Origin of the sequence: Spirosoma radiotolerans, from assembly GCF_000974425.1 — a bacterium.
In the GTDB taxonomy this organism is placed as follows: Bacteria; Bacteroidota; Bacteroidia; order Cytophagales; family Spirosomataceae; genus Spirosoma; species Spirosoma radiotolerans.
The window spans coordinates 1,717,847-1,740,854 of sequence record NZ_CP010429.1; the positions used below are offsets into that span (position 1 = coordinate 1,717,847).

Below are 23,008 nucleotides of genomic sequence, written 5' to 3' on the forward strand. Positions count from 1 at the left end.
GCAGTTATAGATCACAATTGATACCTAAGGAGATTACCCGTGGTGTAGGCCAGTGACCATTATCAACACCCCGTTCCTGAATGTTGGCCCCTGTCACGTCGGGGTCGAGTCCGGAATAGCCGGTGATTGTGAATAAATTCTGACCACTGACATAAATACGGGCACCCCGTGCGTGGAAACGATTGGCCAGCTCTTTCGGTAGGTTGTAGCCGATTTCTATGTTACGAAACCGAACGTAGGATGCGTTTTCGAGCCAACGGTCGCTGTAGGCGAGGTTATTGGAAATAATGCCCTGATCACCCGACTCCAGACCTAAACGTGGATCCGTCGTGCCGGTATTCGTGGGTGTCCACGGACTGATGTCACGGCGGAAGTTGGTATTCTGGTAGCTATCCAGAATACGCCGGACATCGTTGTACACGGTGTAGCCGAACGTGCCCACTAATTGGATGTTCAACGAAAAGTTCTTGTAGGATCCGTTGAACTGCGCTCCGGCCTGCAACGTAGGCCAGGGAGAAGTAACAAACTGCCGATCGTTAACGTCAATCCGGCCGTCATTGTTGGTATCTACATACCGAATGTCTCCTGGCTTCGCAAAAGGCTGTACGAGTGAGCCATCCGCTCCGCGATAGTTGTTAATTTCTTCCTGACTTTGGAACAGGCCGTTCGATTTGAGCACAAACCACTGTCCAATAGGATTTCCTACCTGCGAACGGGTGTTGCCGCTGACGATGTAATTAATGCCCTGCCCCTGATTGCCGACGCTTTCAACCCGGTTTTTAATCGTGGTGAAGTTTCCCGATACATCCCACTTAAAGGCATGTTTCGTGCTACGATACGTGGCGGCAAACTCAATGCCCCGGTTGCGGATCGAGGCCGTGTTGACGTACGGATTACCGCGCAGGTTACCCAAATATCCTGGTACTGTCAGGTTCAGAATGGCATTCGACGATAGGGAATTATAGACGTTGATCTCGGTGAAAATCCGGTTGTTCAGGAAACTGGCCGTGACACCGACGTTCTGTTGGATTCGCTGTTCCCATCGTATATCCGGGTTCGACAGTTGGGCCTGATAGGCACCAACGTTAGCCGCTTGGTCCGTGCCGAAAATGGCTCGTGGGTTGCTGTTGATATAAGCTGTATAGGGAAATGAACCTAGCGTTGGCACGACGATACCTAACTTACCATACGACACATTCAGCTTTAACTCCGAAATCCAGTCGACGTGGAAAAACTTCTCCTGGCTGATGCGCCAGGCCGCTGCTACAGATGGAAAAAAGCCCGTTCGGTTGCTGGCCCCGAAACGCGAGTCCTGATCGACACGCCCGGTCAGGGTTAGCAGGTACCGATCACCATACGTATAATTGATCCGACCGAGATAGCCCAGAATGCGGTAATAATCGGGTGTTCCCCCGGCCGAATTCGAGATACCCGTAGCTGCCCCGATGGTCGTGAAATACTGTCCGCCTGCATAACCCAGATTGGTTCGTGAACCGGACGTTATATCGCTGCGGGTCGTCTGCTGGCTGATACCGACTACGCCGTTAATATTGTGCGCTCCAAACGTCCGGTTAAAATTCAGTGTGTTCTCGAACAGAAAGCTTCTGTATTGCGACCGATCTTCGCCGACCGATGTTGGAACGGGAGCCGCATTGTATTGAAATACACCCAGATACCGCAGGTTTTGGTTATAACTAAAGTTAGCGTCCAGGCCCGCGTTGAAGCGGTAACTCAGCCAGTCGGCGAATTTATACTCGACATAGCCGTTGCCAACAAGCCGGGCAACGTTGGTCCGGCTGGGGGCCAGGCTACGGGCTGCTACGGGGTTAAAGGCGTAACTCACCGCGTTGAACGAGCCAATTCCGTAGCCCAGCGGGTTCGTCGGACTGATGTAACTCGGATCCTGAACCGGAATGACGGGCAGGTTATAGGCCATGTCGTAAATTGGATTCGTACCGGCTGGTTGGTTCTGGGTATTTGAGTTGGTCAGCACGAGGTTTTCGCCCACTGTAAACCGGTTTAGTACGCTGCGGGTGTTGATTCGCAGGCTGGCCCGGTTGAAGTTGCTGCCGATGACATAACCGGTATTGTTGAAGTAGCTCCCTGAAATATAGTATTGCCCTGTTTTTGTTCCGCCCGACAGGTTGATGTTGTAATTCTGTAAACTACCCGTTCGGAGTACCTGGTCCTGCCAGTCGGTGTTTACATTTGGGTTGAATGTAGCCTCCGCCACGCTGCTTAGTGGTGCCTGACCTGCGTTCTGGTACTGTTGCCGCTGCGTAGCGGCAAACTCGGATGCATTCATAACATCCCAGCGTTTGTACGCTTGCTGTACGCCATATTTAGCCGAAAACGACACTCGGGCTGGTCCTTCCTTGCCTTGTCTGGTTGTGACAATGATGACGCCATTGGCCGCCCGTGATCCATAAATGGCAGCCGCCGATGCATCTTTCAAAATCTGGATAGACTCAATATCATCCGAGTTGAGCGTTGGGTTGGCGTCGGCAATCATGCCATCAACTACGTAAAGCGGGTCTGTATTCAGGAAACTGGCTACGCCCCGTATCTGGATGGACGCCTGTTGACCAGGTACGCCTGTATTCCGTACCGTTACGCCCGGCGCTAGCCCCTGAATGGACTCCGGCAGCGACTGGGCCGTTACCCGGTTGGCTTCGGTAGGATTGATGACGTCGTTGGCCCCGGTTACGTCCCGCTTGCGTACAGCCTGATAACCAATCACGACCACCTCGTTTAACTCGGTAGCATTGGGAACTAGCCTGACATCAACCGTGCTACGGTTATTGACCGCCACATCCTGCGTTGTGTAGCCAATAAAGGAGAACGTCAGCGTAGCATTTCCGTCAGGTACCGATAGCGTATAGACCCCTTCGGCATTGGTTGTCGTACCAGTCGTTGTTCCTTTCAAAACAACGGTAACACCAGGCAGCGGGCTGCCCGTTTCATCAAGTACGCGTCCGGTAACCGTACTGGCAACCTCGGCCTTCGCCGAAACGACATCGCTGCTCAGCGATGCAAGCGATACGCTGGCCGAGTTGTCAACAGGGGCGGCTTTATCGGCCTTTGGGGAAGCCCCCTGAATGACAAAAAGCTTGTCTTTTACTTTGCGATAGCGTAATCCCTGCGCGTCTATCAGTTGCGTTAAGGCTTGTTCGAGCGAGAGGCCATCCAGATCGACTTCGGTCTGGCGTCCGGCCAGCAACTGCTCATCGTAGGCCACGCTGACATTGAATCGTCGTTCGAGCTCGGTCAGTGCTTTCTTAAGGGACCGGCTACGGCGGTTGTGCTGAAGGGGCGATCCATCGGGTGTAGGCGGGCGTTGGTTTGTTGTACGTTCAATGGGTGGCTGCGCGCGGGTGAGCAACTGCGCTACGGCCGGTTGAGGCATGGTATAAACCCCGACCAACAGCATTGGAAAAAAAAGATACTGGTTTTTCATAGGATGAGAGATAGGAAAATGAGTCTGGTTAAATCATGGGTTGTGGCGTAAACGGATTCGGTCGCCATTGCGCTGAACCGTTAGGTCGAATGTGAGCGAAAGGGTGGTTAGCAGCGTTTCGATGCTTTGATCGGAGAGGTTACCCGTAAACCGTCGACTAGCCAGATCGCTATCTTCAAAGACGACTTCAAGGCCATAGGTATCGCGAAGCTGCTGGGCAATATCACTCAGGGGTGTATCGTCGAAAGCAAACTGGTGTTCGACCCACGATGTGTGTAGTTGCGGTTTCTCGGGTTTGACCACTACCGTTTCGATGTTGGGCTGGCTGGCCGCAAACTGGCCGGGTTTCATGTCGATTACCCGCCCCGACGGCTCATTGGGCTTGGATAGCTGCACTCGCCCCTCGATCAGCGTAACGGCCGTATTGCCCCGCCGGGTGTTGACATTAAACTGCGTTCCCAGCACCGTAATGTCCAGGCCCGGCGTATGGGTCACAAACTTTATCCGGCCACTCGGGCTTTTCTTTTTGGTGACAGTAAAGAAGCCTTCGCCATCGAGCCAGACCTCGCGCGACTGATTGTCGTTCCATCTATCCGTATAGGTGAGCGTCGTATTCCCATTCAGTAACACGCGTGAGCCATCCGGCAGCGTTACGCTTCGATTTTCGCCAAAAGCCGTATGAATGCGCATTTGTCTGGGCATTAGCTGGTAGTAGACCAAGCCACCCGCCAGTAGCAGCAAGCCCGTTAAGGAAGCCGCCGTCTGCCAACCGAAAGCAGTTCGCCCGGTGGTGAACCGTTGCCAGACCGTAAGGGGCCGAACAGGGATCGACGTAGCTTTCTGGTTGTCAAAGGCCTGATCGAGAACCTGCCAGATTCGTTGCTGGCTGGCGTCCGTTAGGTCGTCATAGCGAGCATGAAGGTGGAGTAGTAGGGAGGCTGCCTCGTCAATAAGGCCCTGTTGTTCGGGATGCCTGAGCATGATGCCGTGCCAGAACGTCATCCGTTGCTCATCGGGCTCGAAGACCCATTGCCGAAACGAGTCATCCAGCACAAAATCGTGAAGTGAATACTGACTGTAATCAGGTTGTTGAGCGGAATTCATAACAGGATACTGGCGGAAGTACACTCAACAAAGAGCCATACTTCACTAATTATCCCTCGGTATCCCTGCTTTTTTACTAAACTTTATCGAATGAGTGCTAATAGTAAGAATACGGCCTGCACTGGCATTCGTTTTTGGAGAGACGCAATGGCTTTGTACACGATTTTATAGACCGATGTTTGTTCGATGCCCATGATTCCGGCGATTTCTTCGTAGCTGAGGTTATCGAAGTATTTCAGAAAAAGAGCTTCTTTTTGCCGGGCGGGGAGGTTGTTCAGTTCCGAAAGCAAAAGTGCCGACTGCTCCTGCGAGATCTGCCGATCGAGCCAGGTTGGTTCGTACTGAAACTCGATAGTGAAGTCAAGCGTATCCAGTTCATGATCAAACCGTTGTTCATTGGTCAGCTTACGGACAATGTCCCGGCGCAGGGAGCGCATCAGGTAAAACTTAATGGAGTCGGTGCGGCCCAAACGCTCGCGGGTCTCCAGAATAGTCAGAAAAAGATCTTGCAGGCAGTCCTCGGTCAGCTCCCGATTCTGGGCAATCTTAAAGCCATAATTGTACAATGTCGGCGCGTATTTGCTGTACAGATACGCATACGCGTGCTTGCTGCCACCCAGGAAATCGTCCCACAGGGCAGCGTCAGTGGTATACAGGTAAGCAGTCGTTGAGGCCTCCAAGTTGATCCGTTGAGTTACTGGAAAATTAAATTTACTACTCTTTATGGGAATAGTAATGTTTACTAGAGTGAAAGCGCGGGTTCGCGTTTGTTAACGCCGTTTGAGTAACCGCTTTTCATGGCTATGGTACCCGTACAATCTTCATCGGTAGAAGACAGATACCTACCTCAACACCCAGTTCAAGGCCATGACTCCTGCCAGACCCGAAACCGAAACCAGCGTTTCCATGATGGACCAGGTTTTCAGGGTGTCGGCCATCGACAGTTGAAAGTACTCCCGAAAGAGCCAGAAACCTGTATCGTTGACGTGGGAAAACATCATACTTCCCGCCCCGATGCTCAGCACCATCAAATTGGGCTCAACACCGGACGCGGTCAGGAGCGGGGCCACGAATCCGGCCGTCGTGATTCCCGATACCGTCGATGAACCCACGCATACCCGAATAAGGGCGGCCATGCCCCAGGCCAGTACGTACGGGTGCAGGGTGGAGTCACGCATTAGATCGGCCACCGCCTGGTTTACGCCCCCATCCGTTAACACTTGTTTGAGCGCACCCGCCCCACCAAAGATCAGGAAAAGCATGGCAACATCTTTGACTGAATCGGCCAGCATAGCCGTTACGACCGGCATGGGTTTGCCCAGCCGAAGCCCCAGCGTAACGCTTGCCACCATGACGGCACAGAACATGCTCACAACGGGCTCGCCGATAAAAAGCAGGACTTGCTGACCGACTGAACCGATGGGTAACAACGGGCTCACAACCGTACTGAAACCAATGAGCAGAATGGGCAAAAGAACCGTCAGGAAACTTACCGTGGCTGAAGGCATTTGGTCGTCGGGTAAGTCGGCCGCAATGAAGGCGGGGTTGGGTAAGGTAGTGTAGCGTTTCAGCGTACTCCCAAACAGCGCCCCCGATACGAGAATGGCCGGAATGGAAACGATGATGCCGTAAAAGAGCGTCAGACCCATGTCGGCATTGAATTGCTTGAGAATCGCCAGTGGGGCCGGGTGGGGTGGAAGGTACCCCTGGGTCACCGACAGGGACGCCAGCATTGGCAGGCCAATGTACAGGGCGGGTAATTTGTAGCGGTAGGCCACCGTGATTACGAGCGGTGCCAGCAGCATAAACCCAACCGAATAGAAAAGGGGTAAGCCCACAATGAAGCCCGTTATCAAAAAGGCCCAGCGGGCATGCCGGGTTCCGACAAGCGTCATCATATTCACGGCAATTCGTTGGGCCGCGCCACTCTGAGCGACCAGTTTACCCAACATGGCTCCCAAAGCGATAATGGCCGTGATCGAGCCAAGCGTTCCACCAATACCTTTCTGGATGGCATCCAGTACGGCCAGAGGGGCTAGTCCCAGCGCCAGACCAACGCCCAGCGATACGACCAGAAAAGCCAGAAATGCGTGTAGGCGAACAACTGAAATAAGCGCAATCAGGACCAGAATGCCGAGGAGGGTAATGGTTAGGGGCATGGCAGGAATAAGGAAGCTACCCTACAAAGCACAGGAGATGGTTTTCTCTAATGCAACGGTCCACGGGTTGTCGGCAAGCAGGCTCTGATTGTTCCTTTTTTGCCCAAACAAATGCGCTAGCTGCAACCAGAAAATTTACAAATGTAGCCTTATAATCTAACCTATAAGAATGACACAGTTATATGCTAAATGCTTGATTTTTAAATGTTTACCGTTGGATAAAGGATATTAATTCTGTGATTATTTACATCCCTACTTTGTCTAAGGAAATAATCAATAACCAGTTTATTAACGCAAAAGATTATGGAAACAGAAAGCATAACCCTGCAGGAGCAGGCACCAAAAACCGTAATGGCTGGCAGCAATTTGCCTGAGCAAATTCAGGATGCCAAACCCGCTGGGCACCCGACTGCTCCTTTGGATACGGTCGCCAATTTAAGTCCGGCAACCTTCTCCACGTTTTTCACGTGGCGGGGCAATGGCCTGGTCAACGTTCGAGCTCTGGACGCGCGAATTACCGCCAACTCACGGGTATTTGTCTCGATCAGCGAGTTCAACTCCGATGCTCGTCAGAACCGATTTATTGGCAATGCGTCAATGAGTGTGCTCAACGTTAGCCCCTTTAACGGTGGCTTCTGGGCGCGGATAAATGTGAATTTCAGTCAAGCCCTGAATGTACGTTTGGACGTGCTTGTAGACCCATCCGGGATTTAAATCGTAGTTCCCTTTCCTCTTTATTATCTAAACCAAAAAAGTTAAAGTCATGGCTAAGAAAGAGTCAACCAATTCGTCGAACGGCGCTAATCGGGCTTCTTCATCTGTTGATGAATTATTGCTTGCCGCTCTTGAGCGGAACGATACCAGTTTCGAAACGGGCCGGTATGTGGTTACGTTTAAAGAAGGTGCCATGGAAGAAGGGCTCCAGTCTCTGCAAACGCAGGGAATGCGCGTTGCCGATACCCGCGATTTCGATAATCAGGCCCTGGAGATGGACAGTGTCGGTGATGCTGACGCCGTAGTCTTCTCGGAAATTGGCTCCGCACTTCTTGGAGGTAATGCGGCTCAGGAGCGCAGCATAAGCACCTTTGCCGAGATTGCTTCAGACAGCCCGATCCTGTCCATCGATCCGGAATATTTTGTTTTTGCGGATAGCATGTATTCCGAATTTTTGCAAGGCCGTGCGACCCAAACGGCCCAGGGGACGTCGAACGAATTTCTGCGGGGGTTTTTGCAGGCAACCGAGACCATTGCGAAAGAGATGCGGGAAAATGGCAATTCGCAGCTGGAAATCGAGGAGGAAGTGCAGGTACTTGGCGCAACCTGGGGGTTAAATGCCTGCCGGGTACCACCCAGCATACGCAGTGGCGTTGGTATAAAAGTAGCCGTACTCGACACCGGTTTTGATCTGGGCCACCCCGATTTTGCGGGCCGCCCTATTGTGAGCCAAACCTTCGTGGGACAGCCGGTTCAGGATATTCATGGGCATGGCACCCATACGACAGGTACCGCCTGTGGTCCTAAAGCGCCCGTAGGCACAACACCCCGCTACGGGATTGGGTATCGGTCGTCCATTTATGTTGGAAAAGTACTGTCGAACTCAGGCGGTAGTGTAGGCAGCAGTGTGCTGGCAGGTATGAACTGGGCCGTTGCCAATCGGTGTGCTGTTATCTCCATGTCCCTTGGTGGGCAGGGTGGAGTTCAGCCGTCCTATACCGCAGCCGGACAAGCTGCGCTGAACAACGGTTGTCTCATCATTGCCGCAGCCGGTAATGTGCCGGGTGGGCCAACGGGTTATCCGGCCAACTCGCCCACAATTATGTCGGTAGCCTCGCTCGATTCAAATCTGGCCCCATCGTCCTTTTCTTGCCAGGGCAAGATCGAGATTGCAGGTCCTGGTCGGGATGTTTTCTCATCCTGGCCTCGACCAACCCGCTACCGAACGATTAGCGGAACCAGTATGGCTACGCCACATGTATCGGGTTGTGCCGCGCTCTGGGCCGAAACATCGCCCAATATGCGTGGCCTGACACTCTGGCGGAAGCTACAGGCCTCGGCCAGACACTTGCCCTTCCCGGCCACACGCGTGGGCGCCGGTCTGGTACAGGCTCCCTAGGCAACGCTAAACGGTGTAGGTGGTGTGTTCGTTACATACCACCTACCCACAAAAAAAGCATGACATACAGTCGATGGTTTGTTATTTTACTCTTATTGGTCGTTTCAAAGGCAGACGAACAACCGGTACGTTATTCCCCTACTATTATGTCTACTACGAAGAAATGGGTTGTCACCCTGGCCAGTGATCGGCCAATAAGTGAGGTATCCAACGAGTTAACCAAAACCGGATTCGACGTTGATCAGGTACTTGACCAGATTGGCTGTATCACAGGTTCTGCCAGCGACGAGGTCGTGCAGAAACTGCGAAAAGTCCCTGGCGTGGCTGATGTGTCGCCGGAATCACCTATCCAACTCCCGCCATCCGACGAATCGATTACCTGGTAGAATGATCTGCCTGTCCGTAGAATATACCATAACCTATTACTTACTTGGAGGGACATTGTCATGGCACGAAGTGATATGCAAAATGACGCTCCGGAGGGATCATCGGCCAGCCGCGTAGCTTCGTCCGTTGACGAACTGTTTCTGGCCGCTTTGGCGCGTGGTGATGATCGCTTTCAAACCGGTCGCTATCTGGTTACCTTTAAAGAAGGCGCTGGTCAGTCGGGTCTACGGTATTTAGAGGCTATGCGGGTGGCTCATGCCGGAGACTTTGAGGGGCAGGCTGTTACGCTGGATCAACTGAGCGATGCCGATGCGCTGTTCCTACCCGAAATCAACATGGCGCTGATTGGTGGTCAGGCGGCTAGTGAGCATAAGCTGGGGGAACAGGCCGAGATCGCTTCGGATAGTCCAATTGCTTCCATCGAACCGGAGTATTTTGTGTTTGCCGATGGCGGCACAAGCGGGAGCGTTGTTGAGAGTGGCTTTGTCGAGTTAGCGAAGAGCACAACGTTCGAAAGCTTACCCGGCTTTACTGAATCATTATACCAGGCTTCCAATAGTTATTTACGGGGGTTTTTGCAGGCTACAGAAACGATTGCCCGAGAGATACGAAAAACAGGCAATGGCCATTCTCACCAGGAAATAGAGGAAGAAACGGAAGCCCTTCTGGCTACCTGGGGCCTGAAAGCGTGTAAAGTGCCGACCAGCAGACGCAGCGGTGCGGGCATCAACATTGCCGTGCTGGCAAATGGGTTCGATAGCGGGCATCCTGATTTTGTGGGCCGTTCCATCGTTAGTCAAACCTTTGTTGGTGAGCCCGTCATGGATCTTAACGGGCATGGTACTCATATGATTGGCACCGCCTGTGGCCCGCTGTCTCCCGCCGACCCGACTCCGCGCTACGGCATTGGCTATCAGACATCGATTTATGTGGCCAAGGTGCTGACGAACTCAATGATGGGAACCGTCGCTAGTGTTTTGACGGGTATCAACTGGGCCATCGCGAATCGCTGTCCAGTCATTTTTGCTCCGCTGGCTATGGCAGGAGGACCTTCGGCTGTCTTTACGGCTGCCGGGAAGGCCGCCCTGAACAAGGGGTGCCTGCTCATTGCCGGATCGAGTAGCGCAGGGGCATCGGTGGGTGCTCCGGCCAACTCGCCTACTATCCTGTCGGTAGCTGCGCTCAACCAGAATTTACAGCCTACTCCGTTCTCACCCGTGGGCAAAATCGACATGGCCGCTCCCGGCGTAGATACTTTCTCGTCCTGGCCCCGGCCGCGCCGGTATGCTACCATTAGCGGCATTGCATCGGCCACGGCCCATGTAGCCGGGTGTGCCGCCTTATGGGCCGAAACGTCGCCAGCCTTACGCGGTATTCGGCTATGGCAAAAGCTACAGAATACGGCCAGAGGGCTTCCGTTTCCGGCTACACGCGTGGGCGCAGGCCTGGTTCAGGCGCCCTAACTGTGTGCTTACGCTAGTGCGTCACCCACCTCTTGCGGATAGCTTCCATCAGTCCCTGCATGTAGCCAACCGCGTGCAAACTGCCTAACAGGCTGTAGCCCTGATGCTCATGGCTGTCGCCTGCCATGGTTGGTACATGATTGGGTCGGATGGGGCCTTTGTCGCCAATGTCGTAATAGGCCTTCATGGCTTTGTACATATCGTTCTGCCCATCATCGAAGAAGGTTTCTTCAAAGTTCTGGCGGTTGCCCCGTATGTCGCGAAAGTGCACAAAGAAGATTTTGTTGCGTTCCCCGAAGTACTTCACCACCGTCGGAATATCTTCGCCCATGGTGGCAAAACTGCCCTGGCACATGGTGATGCCGTTGTTGAGGCTCGGATAAAGGGCCAGCATGCGCTTGAAGGCGTCGGCCGACGTCATAATCCGGGAGATGCCCCGCAGGGTATCGACCGGCGGATCGTCGGGGTGCAGGGCCAGCTTTATACCGGCTTTCTCCGCTTCAGGAACGACCGCTTTCAAAAAGTAGTCGAGGTTTTTCCACATCGTGTCGGCCGAGAAATGAGCCAAAATAGGCCCGTGTCGCTTAACTTTCGGCCTCGACCCACGAACATCCAAACTATGCTCTTTTATCAAGGACTTAGATATACCTTATTCGGCCTAATGATCTGCTGCTCCCTGACCGGTTTGGCTCAGAAAGCAACCGAAATTCGGCGATTTCAACTGCCGCAGGTTCAGCAGGGCGTGGCGGTCGACCAAACCCATTTCTACGTCATCAATAATCATTCGCTGACCAAACACACCAAGCCAGACGGTAAACAAGTAGCCGTCTGGAGCGATACGACGGGTTTTTTGAAGCATATGAACAGTGGAGTCGTCATCGGGAAGAAACTTTACTGCACCCACTCGAATTACCCCGATGTGCCCATGGCCAGCTCCATCGAAATCTTTGACACGCGCACTCTGAAACACATTGGTAATCATAGCTTTGGATTGTTTCCAGGCTCCGTGACCTGGGCCGATTTTCACCAGGGCTTCTGGTGGGTCGCCTTTGCCAACTACTCGAACAAAGCCTCCGCCGAAGGCCGGGATAACCGCTGGACAACACTGGTCAAATTCAACGAAAACTGGCAGCAACTGGAATCCTGGGCGTTTCCGGCCAATGTGTTACAGGCTTTCGCGCCCTACAGCACATCGGGCGGCACCTGGGGCCCCGACGGACTCATCTATTGCACTGGTCATGACAAGCCCGAAGTATATGTCCTGAAACTCCCGGAGCGGGGGCATACGCTGCAATACGTCAAAACCATTCCGACCCGCAGCGAAGGACAGGCCTTCTCCATTGACCGCAGCCTGCCTAACAAGCTCGTACTGTACGGGATTACCCGCAACGATAATTACGTAATTGTCTCGGTCGTTGAGTGAAATTGAAGTGTTTGCTCACTGCCATCTTTCTGGATAAAAAAGGGATTAACCAGAGAGGCACAAAAGACACAAAGTCATTTCTCTCTGTGTACTCTGTGCCTCTGTGGTTAATTCCTTTTTTAATAAAGACTTGTATCGACAAGCGAACTACTGCTTTGCCAGCGCTACAATATCCTTCACTTCCAGAATTTTCTTTTCATACCCGATGCTGGCCGATTTGATCATGGCGAGTGCCAGTTCCTGTAAGGTCGAAAACCCGGAAGGGTAAAGTGTCCGGCCAATGGGATACAACCAGGCAATGTACTTGTAATAGACTTTCACATTTTTCAAGCCCGGTGTTGGCTTCATAAATCCCGGCCGAAACATGTATGCGTTTTTGAACAAGTCCATCAAGGCGTTTTCGGTGGCGCCCTTCACCCGCGCCCAGGCCGACCGGCCTTTTTCGGTGCTGTCGGTGCCGGCTCCGGATACGTATTCAAAAGTCAGATCCGGATTCAGCGTTGCCAGGAGTTTGGCAAAATTCAGGGTTAGGTCATAGGTCAGATGCCGATACTCGTCAGCGCCCATCCCGACAGATGACACACCCAGGCAAAAAAAGCAGGCATTGTAACCACTTAACTCCGATTCAATCGGTGACAGATCGAAGAAGTCTTTAAGGATAACCTCTTTAAGTTTCGGATGCGTTACTCCGCCCGGTTTGCGGTTGATGACCAGTACCTGCTCCACATCGGGGTGCAACAGGCATTCGTGCAGGACACCTTCGCCCACCATACCCGTAGCTCCGGTTATAATTGCTCTGATTTTCATGTAGTGAATCGTTTAGGATGGACAAACTATGTACTTACAGATTACGCTTCAATCCGTCGAGCAGGTATTCCAGGCCATTCAGCTTAATCTCATACATGGTTTGCAGCAGCATACCCAGCTTGCCCGCCGGGAAGCCTTTCTGCACGAACCACTCCAGGTACGACATGGGTAATGACCTGACCAGCTTGCCTTTGTACTTGCCAAACGGCATTTCATAATGCAGTAGTTCTCGTAAAATTTCGGTGTTGCCGTGGGCTTGTTCGTTGGGCATGTAAGTAAATGAGTTGGTAAAGGCTGGCCGTGTTGAGCGTTAAAAAACGGGGTCAGCTTACAGCCGACTCAAGCAATCGGATGGTGCCAGCGGTCGCGTCAATTTCGGCGTCGATGCCCAGCGGAACCGTAAACTTGTCCCGAATATGGCCGATCATGGCACCAGAATAGGCTGGTTTATCCAACGGAATAATGTATTCCGTCAATACATCGTCCAGAGTTAAGGAGCCGTACCCACTGCCGGGACCGCAGTCGCTGCATTTGCCGAACACGAAACCTGCAATCTGATTCAGAATTCCCGCCAGTTTAAGCTGCGTGAACATCCTGTCCATGCGGTAAATATCCTCATGGGTATCTTCCAGAAACAGAATCGTGTTTTTCCAGTCAGGCAAATACGGTGACCCGATAAGGTGGCTGAGTACTGTTAAGTTTCCGCCTACCAGTCGGCCACGGGCTAGTCCGGGTTTGAGGGTAGTGATGCGATCCTGCGTTTGAGTAAGGTTATCGCCTTTTTCGGTGGGGTTGCGCATTGTTAGAGCCTCGCCTTCCAGCAGGAGCCGCTTCAACCAGTCGACGGTATATCCATTGAAGGTAGCCGACGCCACCGGCCCATGAAACGTAACCAGCCCTGTTTTGGCGTATATGCCCAGGAGTAAGGCCGTTACATCGCTGTAGCCGATCAGAATTTTAGGGTTGCGTTGAATCAGGTCGTAATCCAGCAGGGGCAAGAGCCGTGCACATCCCCAACCGCCATGAATCGCCATAACGGCTTTCACAGCACGATCGGTGAAGAACGCGTGCAGATCGGAAGCCCGGTCGGCGTCGCGCCCGGCCAGATACCCGTAGCGGTCATATACGTGCGGCCCAACCAGGGTTTTGAACCCCAGGGCCTGAAGAGACTCCTGCGCTATCTGAACGGTTTCCCGGCTGTAGGCCGGAGCCGCCGGACAAAATAGCCCAATGGTATCGCCGGGCCGTAAGCGGTCGGGCTTAGTAAGGGTTGGCAGTGGCAGACGGGCCTCCAGCGATAGGAAGGGGGCCAGGGTAGTCGCTTGCAGGAATGAACGGCGAGAAGACATCAGGCTAAGAAACGAATCTGAATCAGTGCAGAAAGATAACCGAAAACGAACGGGTGAGCAAGCAAACGGAGTAGCTTATGCATTGGCCGAACTTTTACCGGAACAAACCATAATCAGGTATTAACCAATTAACAATCCTGCAATGATCACTAAACTACCGCTTCGCTTTATGCTTGCCGTAATGGGCTTGCTCTGGGCATTTTCGGCCGTGCAGGCCGCGGCCCCCATGACGACGATAACGCAGCTAACGGCTGACTGGCAACGGGCTAAGGAATACACCAAAGAGTATCTGGACGTGATGACGGAGGAGGGCATGAGCTACAAACCAACACCTGAGATTCGCAGTTTTGCCGATCAGATGCTGCACCTGGCTGCGGCCAATTACAACTTTGGGGCGATGGTCAGCGGCAAAGCCAATCCTTTTCAGGGCAAGAAACTGGAAGAAATGAACGAGCTGAAAACAAAAGCGGCTCTGACCAAAACGGTGATGGATAGCTACGATTTCATGCTCGATGCCATTAAGGGCCTGAACGACGCTCAACTGGCTGAATCCGTAAAAATGGGCCAGCGTGAAATGACCCGCGAAGTGCTGCTGGCTAAGGCGTTCGAACACCAGACCCACCACCGGGGCCAGTGTACGATTTACATTCGCATGAAGGGAATCAAGCCCCCGAATGAGAAGCTGTTTTAGACGTGCTGTCGGTTACTTATAACCGACAAGGGAGGTTTCTCAAAACCGAATCTATGAAACGAGGTTTTAAGAAACCTCCCTTGTCCGATTTAAGAATCGGACGGCACAGTCTATATAGCTCCTTACTGGATAAAACGGCTCTGTTAAACATACCCAAAAGAAAGGAAGTTATTCAGGGATGCAGAGTCAACAATAGCCCGACTTCAGGCTGTTGGCCGCTTCCACCATTGATGAGAACACCACCACTACTCGGTTATATTATTGGCCTGGGCATACTTGTGCTTCTGGCGCAATGCCAGAAAGTGCAGCCCCAGGCACCCCAGGCAGAAGGGTTCGACCCGTCGATTCCCGCGCAGGTCTCCTATCTGGCGGGCCCTATCACGTTTGATCTCCGGGAATTAGAAGAGAAAATTAATCGGGAGCTTGACCCCGTTCTGGTTGGTAAGGAGACGAAAGATGGCAAGACAAAAGGCATCATTTCGTTCCGGGTCAAGCGCCTGGGACCTGTGCACGTCGAGTATGCCGATCAACAGGTAAAGCTGTCGGCTCCCCTCCAGATGTGGCTCACCAAACCCTTTAGTCGGGATACAACGCCCCCGGAAAAGCCCTTCTGCGCCTTGAACGTTAATTTCAAAAGCCCCATTGGTGTTACACCAAACTGGCGGCTGGCAAGTCATACCAGCTTTACGGATTACACGTGGATTGTCAAGCCCGAGGTTCACTTGTTAGGGGGCGGTATTTCGTTGACCAAGCTGGTTCAGCATATACTGGACAAGCATAAGACGGCTATCGAAATGGCCATTGACTCCGCCGTTTATAAAGGATTACGGCTCGACGATATGGTGAAGCCTATCTGGCGTGATCTGCAGAATCCATTATTGATCAGTAAATCATACGGATTGTGGCTGATTCCTAAACCCATCAGTGTCATGGCTGGCCCCGTCACGGGCAACAACCGCCAGATCACCACCCATGTTCGCATTGCCCTCGAAACGCAAACCGAACTTAAACCCAAAGCGCCGGAACAGGCGAAGACGCCGTTGCCTGTTCTGCAAAAACGGGAGCAGGTCCTGGAAACATCAGATTTGCATGTGCTGAGTTATATTCCCTATGCCGATATCAACCGGATGCTGGCTATCACTACCAATAACAAAAACAAAAAACTGGCGCTCGGCTCATTGACAATCAATGAGTTATCTGTCTACGGTGGTCAGCAATCGCTGATTGTCAAGGCCAACCTAAGCGGCTTGCTCGACGGAACAGTTTACCTGCGCGGGCGTCCCGAGTTCGATACGCTCACCAATACGCTGCGGGTTAGCCAGCTGGATTTTGATGCTGAAACCTGGAAAGTTCTCTCCAGAGACTCGAACACTGTTTGGCATAAAGGGTTACGTAAGCTACTGGAACGCTTGCTGACGATTCCATTGGGTGATGACATTGCCAAACTGCCAGCCTCCATCGATAAGGCGTATGAGGAAGGACCAGGCCAAACGACAGATTTAGGTATTCGATCTTTTCGCTTTGTGCCGGAGAAAATAGCCATTCGTCCCGACGGTATTCAGGCGTTGATCAATGTGCATTCGAAAGTAGGGGTGAAGATAAATCAGTTATAGTGTACGGCATGGGTCTTCAGCCCGTGTTTTACATCAACGCATACACGACTCAAACAGCCTCAACATGACTCTATTCGTGACAATCACCGTGCTTGTGGCCGGTTGGTTTCTCTGGCGTTACCTGCAGGATAAAAAAGACAAAGAAGTACTTCCCCTGCCTACTAGTTACCCGCAACTGTTACAGAAACACGTTGCTTACTATCAGTCGTTACCCGAGGATAAAAAGAAATTGTTCGAAAATCGGGTGAGCTACTTCCTGAGCCACGTGACTATCGATGGCGTAGGTACCCCGGTCGATGATCTGGATAAAGTCCTGGTGGCCAGTAGTGCCATCATTCCCATTTTCGGCTTCGCCGACTGGTATTATCCACTGACCAATGTGCTGCTGTATCCGGATCGCTTCAATACAGATTACCAAACCACCGGCGATGAGCGGAATATCTTGGGTATGGTTGGCGAGGGTGGCGCTTTGCAGAGTACAATGGTCTTGTCGAAACCAGCCTTGCAAGAAGGCTTTGCCAACGTAACCAGCAAAGGAAATACGGGTATCCATGAGTTTGTTCACCTGCTCGATAAGGCCGACGGTGCTACGGATGGGTTGCCGGAAAATCTGCTGGAGAAAGATCACGTGAAGCCCTGGCTACAACTCATTCACAAAAGCATTCACGATATCAAAGCCAATCACTCAGACATTAACCCATACGGCATCACGAACGAAGCCGAATTCTTTGCGGTCGTATCCGAGTATTTTTTCAAACGCCCGGATCTGCTTCAGGAAAAACACCCGGAACTGTTTGTCCGGCTGGAAGAAATATTCCATCAGAATCCGCTCGAAGCCGACAAAGCAATAGAGCCGACAGACTAGACACGTTCAGGCTATACGAAGCCTTATCATTTTCTCGCCCTGTTTTTGCCTCTGGCCTAACCAGGGGCACTTCGCCCAAAACAACCGTTGTTCGCAGGTAGGTCACTCGCTCAGAATCCAGTACGTTAAATAAATGCCTGGGGTCAGGAACGGCTCTTTTTTCTAAGTTTTCACGGCTAAACGCTGTGAGTAATGGGAAAGAAAATAATTGTTTGTGCCGATGGGACCTGGAACGATCCCGAGCAACTGGACCGGGGTAGCCTGGTACCGACGAACGTGGTAAAAATTGCCAGGGCACTGGCGCTGGCAAATGCCAAGGGGCAGGAAGAGATCTTTTACGATCTCGGTGTAGGGACTGGCAAAGGGCTGGACCGGTTTATGGGCGGCCTAACGGGCAACGGCCTGTTGCACAATATTTTTGAGTGTTACCTCTTCATCGCCGAGCGCTACCAGTCCGGCGATTCCATTTATTTATTTGGTTTTAGCCGGGGTGCTTATACCGTTCGCAGTCTGGCGGGTTTGATCTGTCAGTTTGGCATTGATAAGGCGCTGACCAATCAGGACCTCGCTCGGTCGGAAACCAGCCCCGTCGACCAGGCCAACAAACCCGCGATCACAACGGAAAATAACCGTCCTGAAGAAAGGTCAGCCCGGAAAGCCAACCAATCCATGGAGCACCTCAATCAGCTTCGTCTGGCTTACAAACAACTGAAGGCCGGGCAGAGCGATCAGGTGGTTAGCGACTATAAACGAACCCACGATTGTTACGAGCCGTATATCGAAATGATTGGCGTTTGGGATACGGTGGGGTCGTTGGGCATTCCTATGCTGTTGCCGCAGTGGCTGCTTGGGAAAACACTGTCGGAGAACTTGTCGAAATGGTTGCTGGGTAATTATCGCTTTCTCAATGTGGGCCTAAATCCTAAAGTAAAAGCAGCCTATCATGCGCTCTCGATTGACGAAAATCGGCGGGCTTTTTTGCCAACGCTCTGGAACGAAGCTGGGCTGGAATCTCACCAGCGAGTAAAACAGGTGTGGTTTACGGGCATTCACAGCAATGTTGGTGGGGGCTATGCCGATACTGGCTTATCGGACAATGCCCTGCTCTGGATGGTTGAGCAGGCCAAGCAGCACGGACTTCAATTCTCCGATGCCTATTTGACCCGAAGTACGCAGGCCGACACGTTTTATGGCGAGATCCGGGACGAGCGCGCCCGCTGGATCAAGCGGATACTCTTTCAGAAAGGCATGCGTAATGTAGATGACTTATGCGCCCAAGCGGGTATTGTTCCGATCATTGCTCAAAGTGCTATCGACCGGCAAACGTCGGTGATCTGCAAGAAACCTTACAAAATAAGTTTACCGAAAGCGCATCATGTCGAAAAAGGCTTCTAACGAACCGGGTAAAACGGGCGCTGTATGTTCTTACAGGACTATAGGTTTACCACCAAACGAATCCAGATCTGATGACGCTCTCCGCGACTACCCGACGTACCGTTCTGCCCGGCTTTTTAGCTCTTGCCATTAGTGTGGCCATGATTCCCGATGCCAAAGAACCGGTTGGCGTTGGTGTGAAAGCGCCCAAAGGGGCTGAGGTCCTTTTCGATGGGTCGCGTAAAATGCTGGATGAAAAATGGACCTACTGGGAAGGCCCTCGTTTGGCGGCTAGCCTGCCCATTAAATGGATGATTGAAAAAGACCCCGCTGGACCCGGCACGGTGATGAACACCAATGACCCCGCGGCTGCCGGTGGTAAATACGGCGCTGCTGATATTGTCACCAAAGAGACGTTCCGCGACTTTCGGCTTCATGTCGAATTCTATGTCAGCAAGCCGGGCGGCAACAGTGGCGTGTATCTGCAAAACCGGTACGAAATTCAAATATTCGATGGCGACACAACCAGTCATGGCTTAGGAGCCGTTATCAACGAGTCGCCATCGCCGTACAAGCTGTATGCGGGTATTGGCAAATGGAACGCGTATGACATTGCGTTTCGGGCTGCCCGGTTTACGGATGGCAAGCGGACCGAACCGGCCATGGTGACGCTTTACCTGAACGGCAAAAAAGCCCACACCAATCAGAAGATCAGCCAGGTGTGGGGTGGCCCCAACTCAGGTATCGATGGGGGTAATGAGGAAGGAAAAGGCATTACCGATACACCCGGCGGTATTAAGCTGCAAGCCGAAGGTCACGATGTGCTGTTCCGAAACATCTGGATCAAGCCGCTGGAACTGAAACAGGCAAACACTGATTTTTAACGTGGCTAAAATCGCTCAATCGTCCACGACAACATTCGCTAGTTTCTCCCAAAATACCCGGCTATCATGCATGCTCAATTCTTATCATTTCGTTGTTTTGTTTATTCATTTTTAGTCCTGAGTACGTTCGCGTTCGTCGTCGCCACGCAGGCATACAGCCAGAGCAGCCCGACCGGACCTGGTCGGGTTGAGCGCATAAAAGTGCATGGCAAAGGGCTGGAAGGCAACCTGGCGGGCGATTCGCCGGACCGGGATGTATCGGTCTATCTGCCGCCCAGTTACCAGACGGATAAAAAGCGGCATTATCCCGTCATTTATTTTCTGCACGGGTTTACGGATAGCGATGACAAATGGTACGGCCTGACCAAGCACTGGATCAACCTGCCCGCCGTTGTCGACAAAGCGCTGGCTGAGGGCAAAACGAGCGAATTTATCATTGTAACGCCCAATGCCTACAATCGCTATTTCGGCAGCATGTATTCCAATTCCGTGACCATTGGCAACTGGGAAGATTTTGTCGCGGAAGAACTCGTTTCGTACATCGACAAACAGTACCGCACCATTCCGCAGGCATCCAGCCGTGGACTGGCGGGTCACTCGATGGGCGGATACGGCACCCTTCGGATAGGGCAGAAGCACCCCGAAATTTTCTCCAGCTTATACCTGCTAAGCCCGTGCTGCATGGTGCCCAACATGAGCGGGCCGGGCGATGCAAAAATGGCGACTCGCATGGAAGCGGTTCAGTCGGTTGCGGATTTGGACAAAGCCGATTTTATGACGAAAGCCATGTTTGCTTCGGCGGCTTCCTGGTCACCTAATCCTACTAAGGCGCCTTTCTTTCTGGACTTGCCGGTGAAGAATGGCGAACCCCAGGCCATGGTTACGGCCAAATGGGCGGCCAACGCGCCCCTGGCCACGCTCGATCAGTACGTGTCGAACATAAAGCAACTCCACGCGCTGGCGTTTGATGCCGGTTCGAAAGATGAGAGCATCGCGGCCAACAACAAGATACTGGACAGTATGCTCACTAACTATCAGATTCCGCATACCTACGAAGAGTACGACGGTGATCACATCAACCGGATTGCGGAGCGCATCGAGCAGAAGATGCTTCCTTTTTTCACAGCCAATTTATCGGCAGAACCGGTGAAAGGCGGCAGGAAAGGTAAATAAGTCGTTGATTTAACGATAGGTACGACCGAGTCAAGAGTGGTTGAACCCGTACCACATGAAGGCAACGATAACGGCTTCTACGATCCATAGATACAGCGTATTGTTTCGGGTGGCCCGGCGCATCAGGTAATCGAAACCAAGCATGCCGGCAGCAAGGGGAATTCCGAAGATGAATTGCAGAATGTTGTCCCGCTGATCCATATGCAGGAACCCTATGCCTATCATGATGATACCCATGAGCGACACGAGCCTGAAGGGCGTTATAAAATTCGCAATTTTGTCCAGGTCCATCCGGTGGTTCGTTGAGTCACAAGGCTATTTACCTCTGGGTGTACAGGAATGACATGTCGTCCTAAATCCTGAAATCAACTACAGAATATCTCACTTTAACCGCAAAGAATAAACGTATGTTTTGGTTTTGCCGATTAACGTGTCACTTAGAGTGACCGGAAGCATCGTTCTCGTGGTCAGGTCGGTTTGATGACGGAGGATCCATAAATAGCGAGAACTAACGGACTTCTGTTTTATCTGATAAAATACGTATAAATACTTGGCTATGAGCGTATTTACGCCCTAGTGAGTGTAGGTTGGTGTTCGTACTTTTGACTTTACGCCAACTGCTACTCCTCATGAAAACGAGTTTGTTCCTGACCCTAATCGGTATCGCAACTGCGATGCAAAGCCACGCTCAGATTGAACCACGGGCGGGCTCCTGGAAGACCTGGGCCATTCCCTCGGGCGATGTTTATAAACTCCCGCCCCCGCCCGATGCCAACGCAACCCAAGCCGAAGAAAAAGCGTTACTTGGTGCCCAGCGTCAGCGCGACTCGGCGGCTATCCGACTGATTGACTACTGGAATGCCGGAGCGCCGGGCTATCGCTGGCAAACGGCTATTGAGAAGTTTAATAATGGATTTCCGCCCGCCTGGGTGCGCGGTAAAGCCTTGATGAATATTGCCATTTATGACGCAACTGTGGCGGCCTGGCAAACGAAATATGCCTATCGGCGTCCCCGGCCATCAGCGCACAATAAAGCTATAATGCCTTATTTGCCTAACCCCGACAGCCCATCGTACCCTTGCGAACATTCTGTGGCGGCCGGGGCTGCAGCGGCCATTCTGGGTTATCTGTTTCCAAATAAAGCAGATTCCATTCGGCAAGTGGCCGAGCGGGCGTGTCAGTCACGCATTCTGGCGGGCGTGGTGTATCCCAGCGATAGTAAGGCCGGATTTGACTTAGGGCAACGGGTCGCTCAGGCCGTGATCGAACAGGCCAGAAAAGATGGCTCTGACGCCGTTTGGGATGGAAAACGTCCTACGGGGACGGGTTTATGGAACGACAAACGCCCACCGATACAACCGATGATGGGAGCCTGTAAACCCTGGGTGCTGGCAGCTGGTAATCAATTTCGGCCGGGTCCACCGCCCGAACCGGCTGGCGATATGCAGGAATTAAAACAGTTCAAGAAATCGCCACAGGCCGCATCTCGGGCGTTTTACTGGGCTAGCAACGATTTCTGGGGTAGTGAGATTGACCGAAAGCTGTTTGAGCATAACCTGCATCTCGATGCGCCCAAAGCGGCCCGCGCTTACGCGCTGGTCAGTATTGCTGCCAACGATGCCTACATTGCCTGTTGGGATGCCAAATATACGTACTGGTCAATCCGCCCCGATCAGTATGATACCACTTATTCGCCTATCCTGATGTTTACTCCTCCGCATCCAAGTTATCCGTCCGGACACGCGACCCTATCCAATGCCCGAGCCACGTTGCTTGCTTATCTATTCCCGGAAGATGCGGCTTATTTTCTGAGCAAGGCCAGAGAAGCGGCCGAATCCCGTTTCGAAGGGGGCGTTCACTTTCGAATTGATAATGTGGTGGGACTGGATATGGGCCAGAAAGTAGGGAAGGAAGTCATTAAGCGTGCCCGGCAGGATGGGGCCGATGACCGCCCAGAACTCGTTCGGAAGTAATGAGGCAAATGTGAATTATGGCTAGTTTTTTTGTCATCCCGACGAAGGAGGGATCTTAATGTATCCTGACATTCAAGCAAGGATATATTAAGATCCCTCCTTCGTCGGGATGACAAAAAAAAGCGCTAAATGATTATAAATGAGCATATTAGTTCTTGTGGATTTGTAATATA

21 protein-coding genes are annotated in these 23,008 nt (G+C 52.3%); 12 read left to right on the forward strand and 9 right to left on the reverse strand.

What is annotated here, in order from left to right:
- Nucleotides 1-4 precede the first annotated feature (4 nt).
- The 4 genes from SD10_RS06730 to SD10_RS06745 all read right to left on the reverse strand — a co-directional run bounded on the left by SD10_RS06730 (nucleotide 5) and on the right by SD10_RS06745 (nucleotide 6,720).
- Nucleotides 5-3,457, reverse strand: coding sequence for a SusC/RagA family TonB-linked outer membrane protein (locus SD10_RS06730; RefSeq protein WP_046376252.1), 3,453 nt, complete (start codon nucleotides 3,455-3,457; stop codon nucleotides 5-7).
- Nucleotides 3,458-3,490: 33 nt separating this feature from the next.
- The gene (locus tag SD10_RS06735) at nucleotides 3,491-4,561 is read right to left on the reverse strand and encodes a FecR family protein (RefSeq protein ID WP_046376253.1); all 1,071 of its coding nucleotides are present in this window, start codon (nucleotides 4,559-4,561) and stop codon (nucleotides 3,491-3,493) included.
- Between the two features lie 83 nt (nucleotides 4,562-4,644).
- Nucleotides 4,645-5,241 carry an RNA polymerase sigma factor gene (locus SD10_RS06740; RefSeq protein ID WP_046376254.1) on the reverse strand — a complete coding sequence of 199 codons (597 nt, stop codon included), beginning with the start codon at nucleotides 5,239-5,241 and terminating at the stop codon, nucleotides 4,645-4,647.
- Nucleotides 5,242-5,403: 162 nt separating this feature from the next.
- Nucleotides 5,404-6,720 carry a gluconate:H+ symporter gene (locus SD10_RS06745; protein WP_046376255.1) on the reverse strand — a complete coding sequence of 439 codons (1,317 nt, stop codon included), beginning with the start codon at nucleotides 6,718-6,720 and terminating at the stop codon, nucleotides 5,404-5,406.
- Between the two features lie 303 nt (nucleotides 6,721-7,023).
- Here SD10_RS06745 and SD10_RS06750 point away from each other — a divergent pair, with 303 nt between their 5' ends.
- The 4 genes from SD10_RS06750 to SD10_RS06765 all read left to right on the forward strand — a co-directional run bounded on the left by SD10_RS06750 (nucleotide 7,024) and on the right by SD10_RS06765 (nucleotide 10,683).
- The gene (locus tag SD10_RS06750) at nucleotides 7,024-7,434 is read left to right on the forward strand and encodes a hypothetical protein (protein ID WP_052731096.1); all 411 of its coding nucleotides are present in this window, start codon (nucleotides 7,024-7,026) and stop codon (nucleotides 7,432-7,434) included.
- Between the two features lie 49 nt (nucleotides 7,435-7,483).
- Entirely contained in the window at nucleotides 7,484-8,833 is a 1,350-nt protein-coding gene (locus SD10_RS06755; RefSeq protein WP_046376256.1) for a S8 family serine peptidase, read from the forward strand.
- A gap of 146 nt (nucleotides 8,834-8,979) precedes the next feature.
- Nucleotides 8,980-9,219: a hypothetical protein gene (locus tag SD10_RS06760; RefSeq protein WP_046376257.1), complete on the forward strand. Its 240-nt coding sequence runs from the start codon at nucleotides 8,980-8,982 to the stop codon at nucleotides 9,217-9,219.
- A 60-nt stretch (nucleotides 9,220-9,279) separates the two neighbouring features.
- Nucleotides 9,280-10,683 carry a S8 family serine peptidase gene (locus SD10_RS06765; RefSeq protein ID WP_082111538.1) on the forward strand — a complete coding sequence of 468 codons (1,404 nt, stop codon included), beginning with the start codon at nucleotides 9,280-9,282 and terminating at the stop codon, nucleotides 10,681-10,683.
- 13 nt (nucleotides 10,684-10,696) lie between these two features.
- Here SD10_RS06765 and SD10_RS06770 read toward each other — a convergent pair whose 3' ends face one another.
- The gene (locus SD10_RS06770) at nucleotides 10,697-11,227 is read right to left on the reverse strand and encodes a mannonate dehydratase (RefSeq protein WP_082111539.1); all 531 of its coding nucleotides are present in this window, start codon (nucleotides 11,225-11,227) and stop codon (nucleotides 10,697-10,699) included.
- A 117-nt stretch (nucleotides 11,228-11,344) separates the two neighbouring features.
- On the opposite strand from SD10_RS06770, the gene SD10_RS06775 reads away from it, so the two are divergent.
- Nucleotides 11,345-12,106, forward strand: a complete 762-nt coding sequence (locus SD10_RS06775; RefSeq protein ID WP_046376258.1) for a hypothetical protein — start codon at nucleotides 11,345-11,347, stop codon at nucleotides 12,104-12,106.
- Between the two features lie 147 nt (nucleotides 12,107-12,253).
- Here the strand turns inward: SD10_RS06775 and SD10_RS06780 are convergent, their stop codons facing one another.
- From SD10_RS06780 to SD10_RS06790, 3 genes are read right to left on the reverse strand one after another with little or no spacing between them, the layout of a single operon-like run.
- On the reverse strand, nucleotides 12,254-12,913 hold the full coding sequence (locus SD10_RS06780; RefSeq protein WP_046376259.1) for a Rossmann-fold NAD(P)-binding domain-containing protein: 660 nt from the start codon (nucleotides 12,911-12,913) through the stop codon (nucleotides 12,254-12,256).
- A gap of 34 nt (nucleotides 12,914-12,947) precedes the next feature.
- Complete coding sequence (locus SD10_RS06785) at nucleotides 12,948-13,184, reverse strand: DUF3820 family protein (RefSeq protein WP_046376260.1); 237 nt, start codon at nucleotides 13,182-13,184, stop codon at nucleotides 12,948-12,950.
- A 52-nt stretch (nucleotides 13,185-13,236) separates the two neighbouring features.
- Complete coding sequence (locus SD10_RS06790) at nucleotides 13,237-14,262, reverse strand: S66 peptidase family protein (protein WP_046376261.1); 1,026 nt, start codon at nucleotides 14,260-14,262, stop codon at nucleotides 13,237-13,239.
- 142 nt (nucleotides 14,263-14,404) lie between these two features.
- On the opposite strand from SD10_RS06790, the gene SD10_RS06795 reads away from it, so the two are divergent.
- The 6 genes from SD10_RS06795 to SD10_RS06820 all read left to right on the forward strand — a co-directional run bounded on the left by SD10_RS06795 (nucleotide 14,405) and on the right by SD10_RS06820 (nucleotide 20,862).
- On the forward strand, nucleotides 14,405-14,953 hold the full coding sequence (locus SD10_RS06795) for a DinB family protein (protein ID WP_046376262.1): 549 nt from the start codon (nucleotides 14,405-14,407) through the stop codon (nucleotides 14,951-14,953).
- 230 nt (nucleotides 14,954-15,183) lie between these two features.
- Nucleotides 15,184-16,566, forward strand: a complete 1,383-nt coding sequence (locus tag SD10_RS06800) for a DUF4403 family protein (RefSeq protein WP_046376263.1) — start codon at nucleotides 15,184-15,186, stop codon at nucleotides 16,564-16,566.
- A 64-nt stretch (nucleotides 16,567-16,630) separates the two neighbouring features.
- Entirely contained in the window at nucleotides 16,631-17,431 is an 801-nt protein-coding gene (locus SD10_RS06805) for a M90 family metallopeptidase (RefSeq protein WP_046376264.1), read from the forward strand.
- 192 nt (nucleotides 17,432-17,623) lie between these two features.
- A complete protein-coding gene (locus SD10_RS06810; protein ID WP_052731098.1) occupies nucleotides 17,624-18,826 on the forward strand; it encodes a DUF2235 domain-containing protein in 1,203 nt (400 codons plus the stop codon).
- A 71-nt stretch (nucleotides 18,827-18,897) separates the two neighbouring features.
- The gene (locus SD10_RS06815) at nucleotides 18,898-19,689 is read left to right on the forward strand and encodes a 3-keto-disaccharide hydrolase (protein ID WP_046376265.1); all 792 of its coding nucleotides are present in this window, start codon (nucleotides 18,898-18,900) and stop codon (nucleotides 19,687-19,689) included.
- Nucleotides 19,690-19,755: 66 nt separating this feature from the next.
- Nucleotides 19,756-20,862 (forward strand): alpha/beta hydrolase, encoded by a 1,107-nt coding sequence (locus tag SD10_RS06820; protein ID WP_046376266.1) that lies wholly within the window; start codon nucleotides 19,756-19,758, stop codon nucleotides 20,860-20,862.
- Between the two features lie 30 nt (nucleotides 20,863-20,892).
- Here the strand turns inward: SD10_RS06820 and SD10_RS06825 are convergent, their stop codons facing one another.
- Entirely contained in the window at nucleotides 20,893-21,153 is a 261-nt protein-coding gene (locus SD10_RS06825; protein WP_046376267.1) for a hypothetical protein, read from the reverse strand.
- Between the two features lie 338 nt (nucleotides 21,154-21,491).
- Between SD10_RS06825 and SD10_RS06830 the strand changes: the two genes are divergently transcribed.
- On the forward strand, nucleotides 21,492-22,835 hold the full coding sequence (locus SD10_RS06830) for a vanadium-dependent haloperoxidase (protein ID WP_052731099.1): 1,344 nt from the start codon (nucleotides 21,492-21,494) through the stop codon (nucleotides 22,833-22,835).
- Nucleotides 22,836-23,008 lie beyond the last annotated feature (173 nt).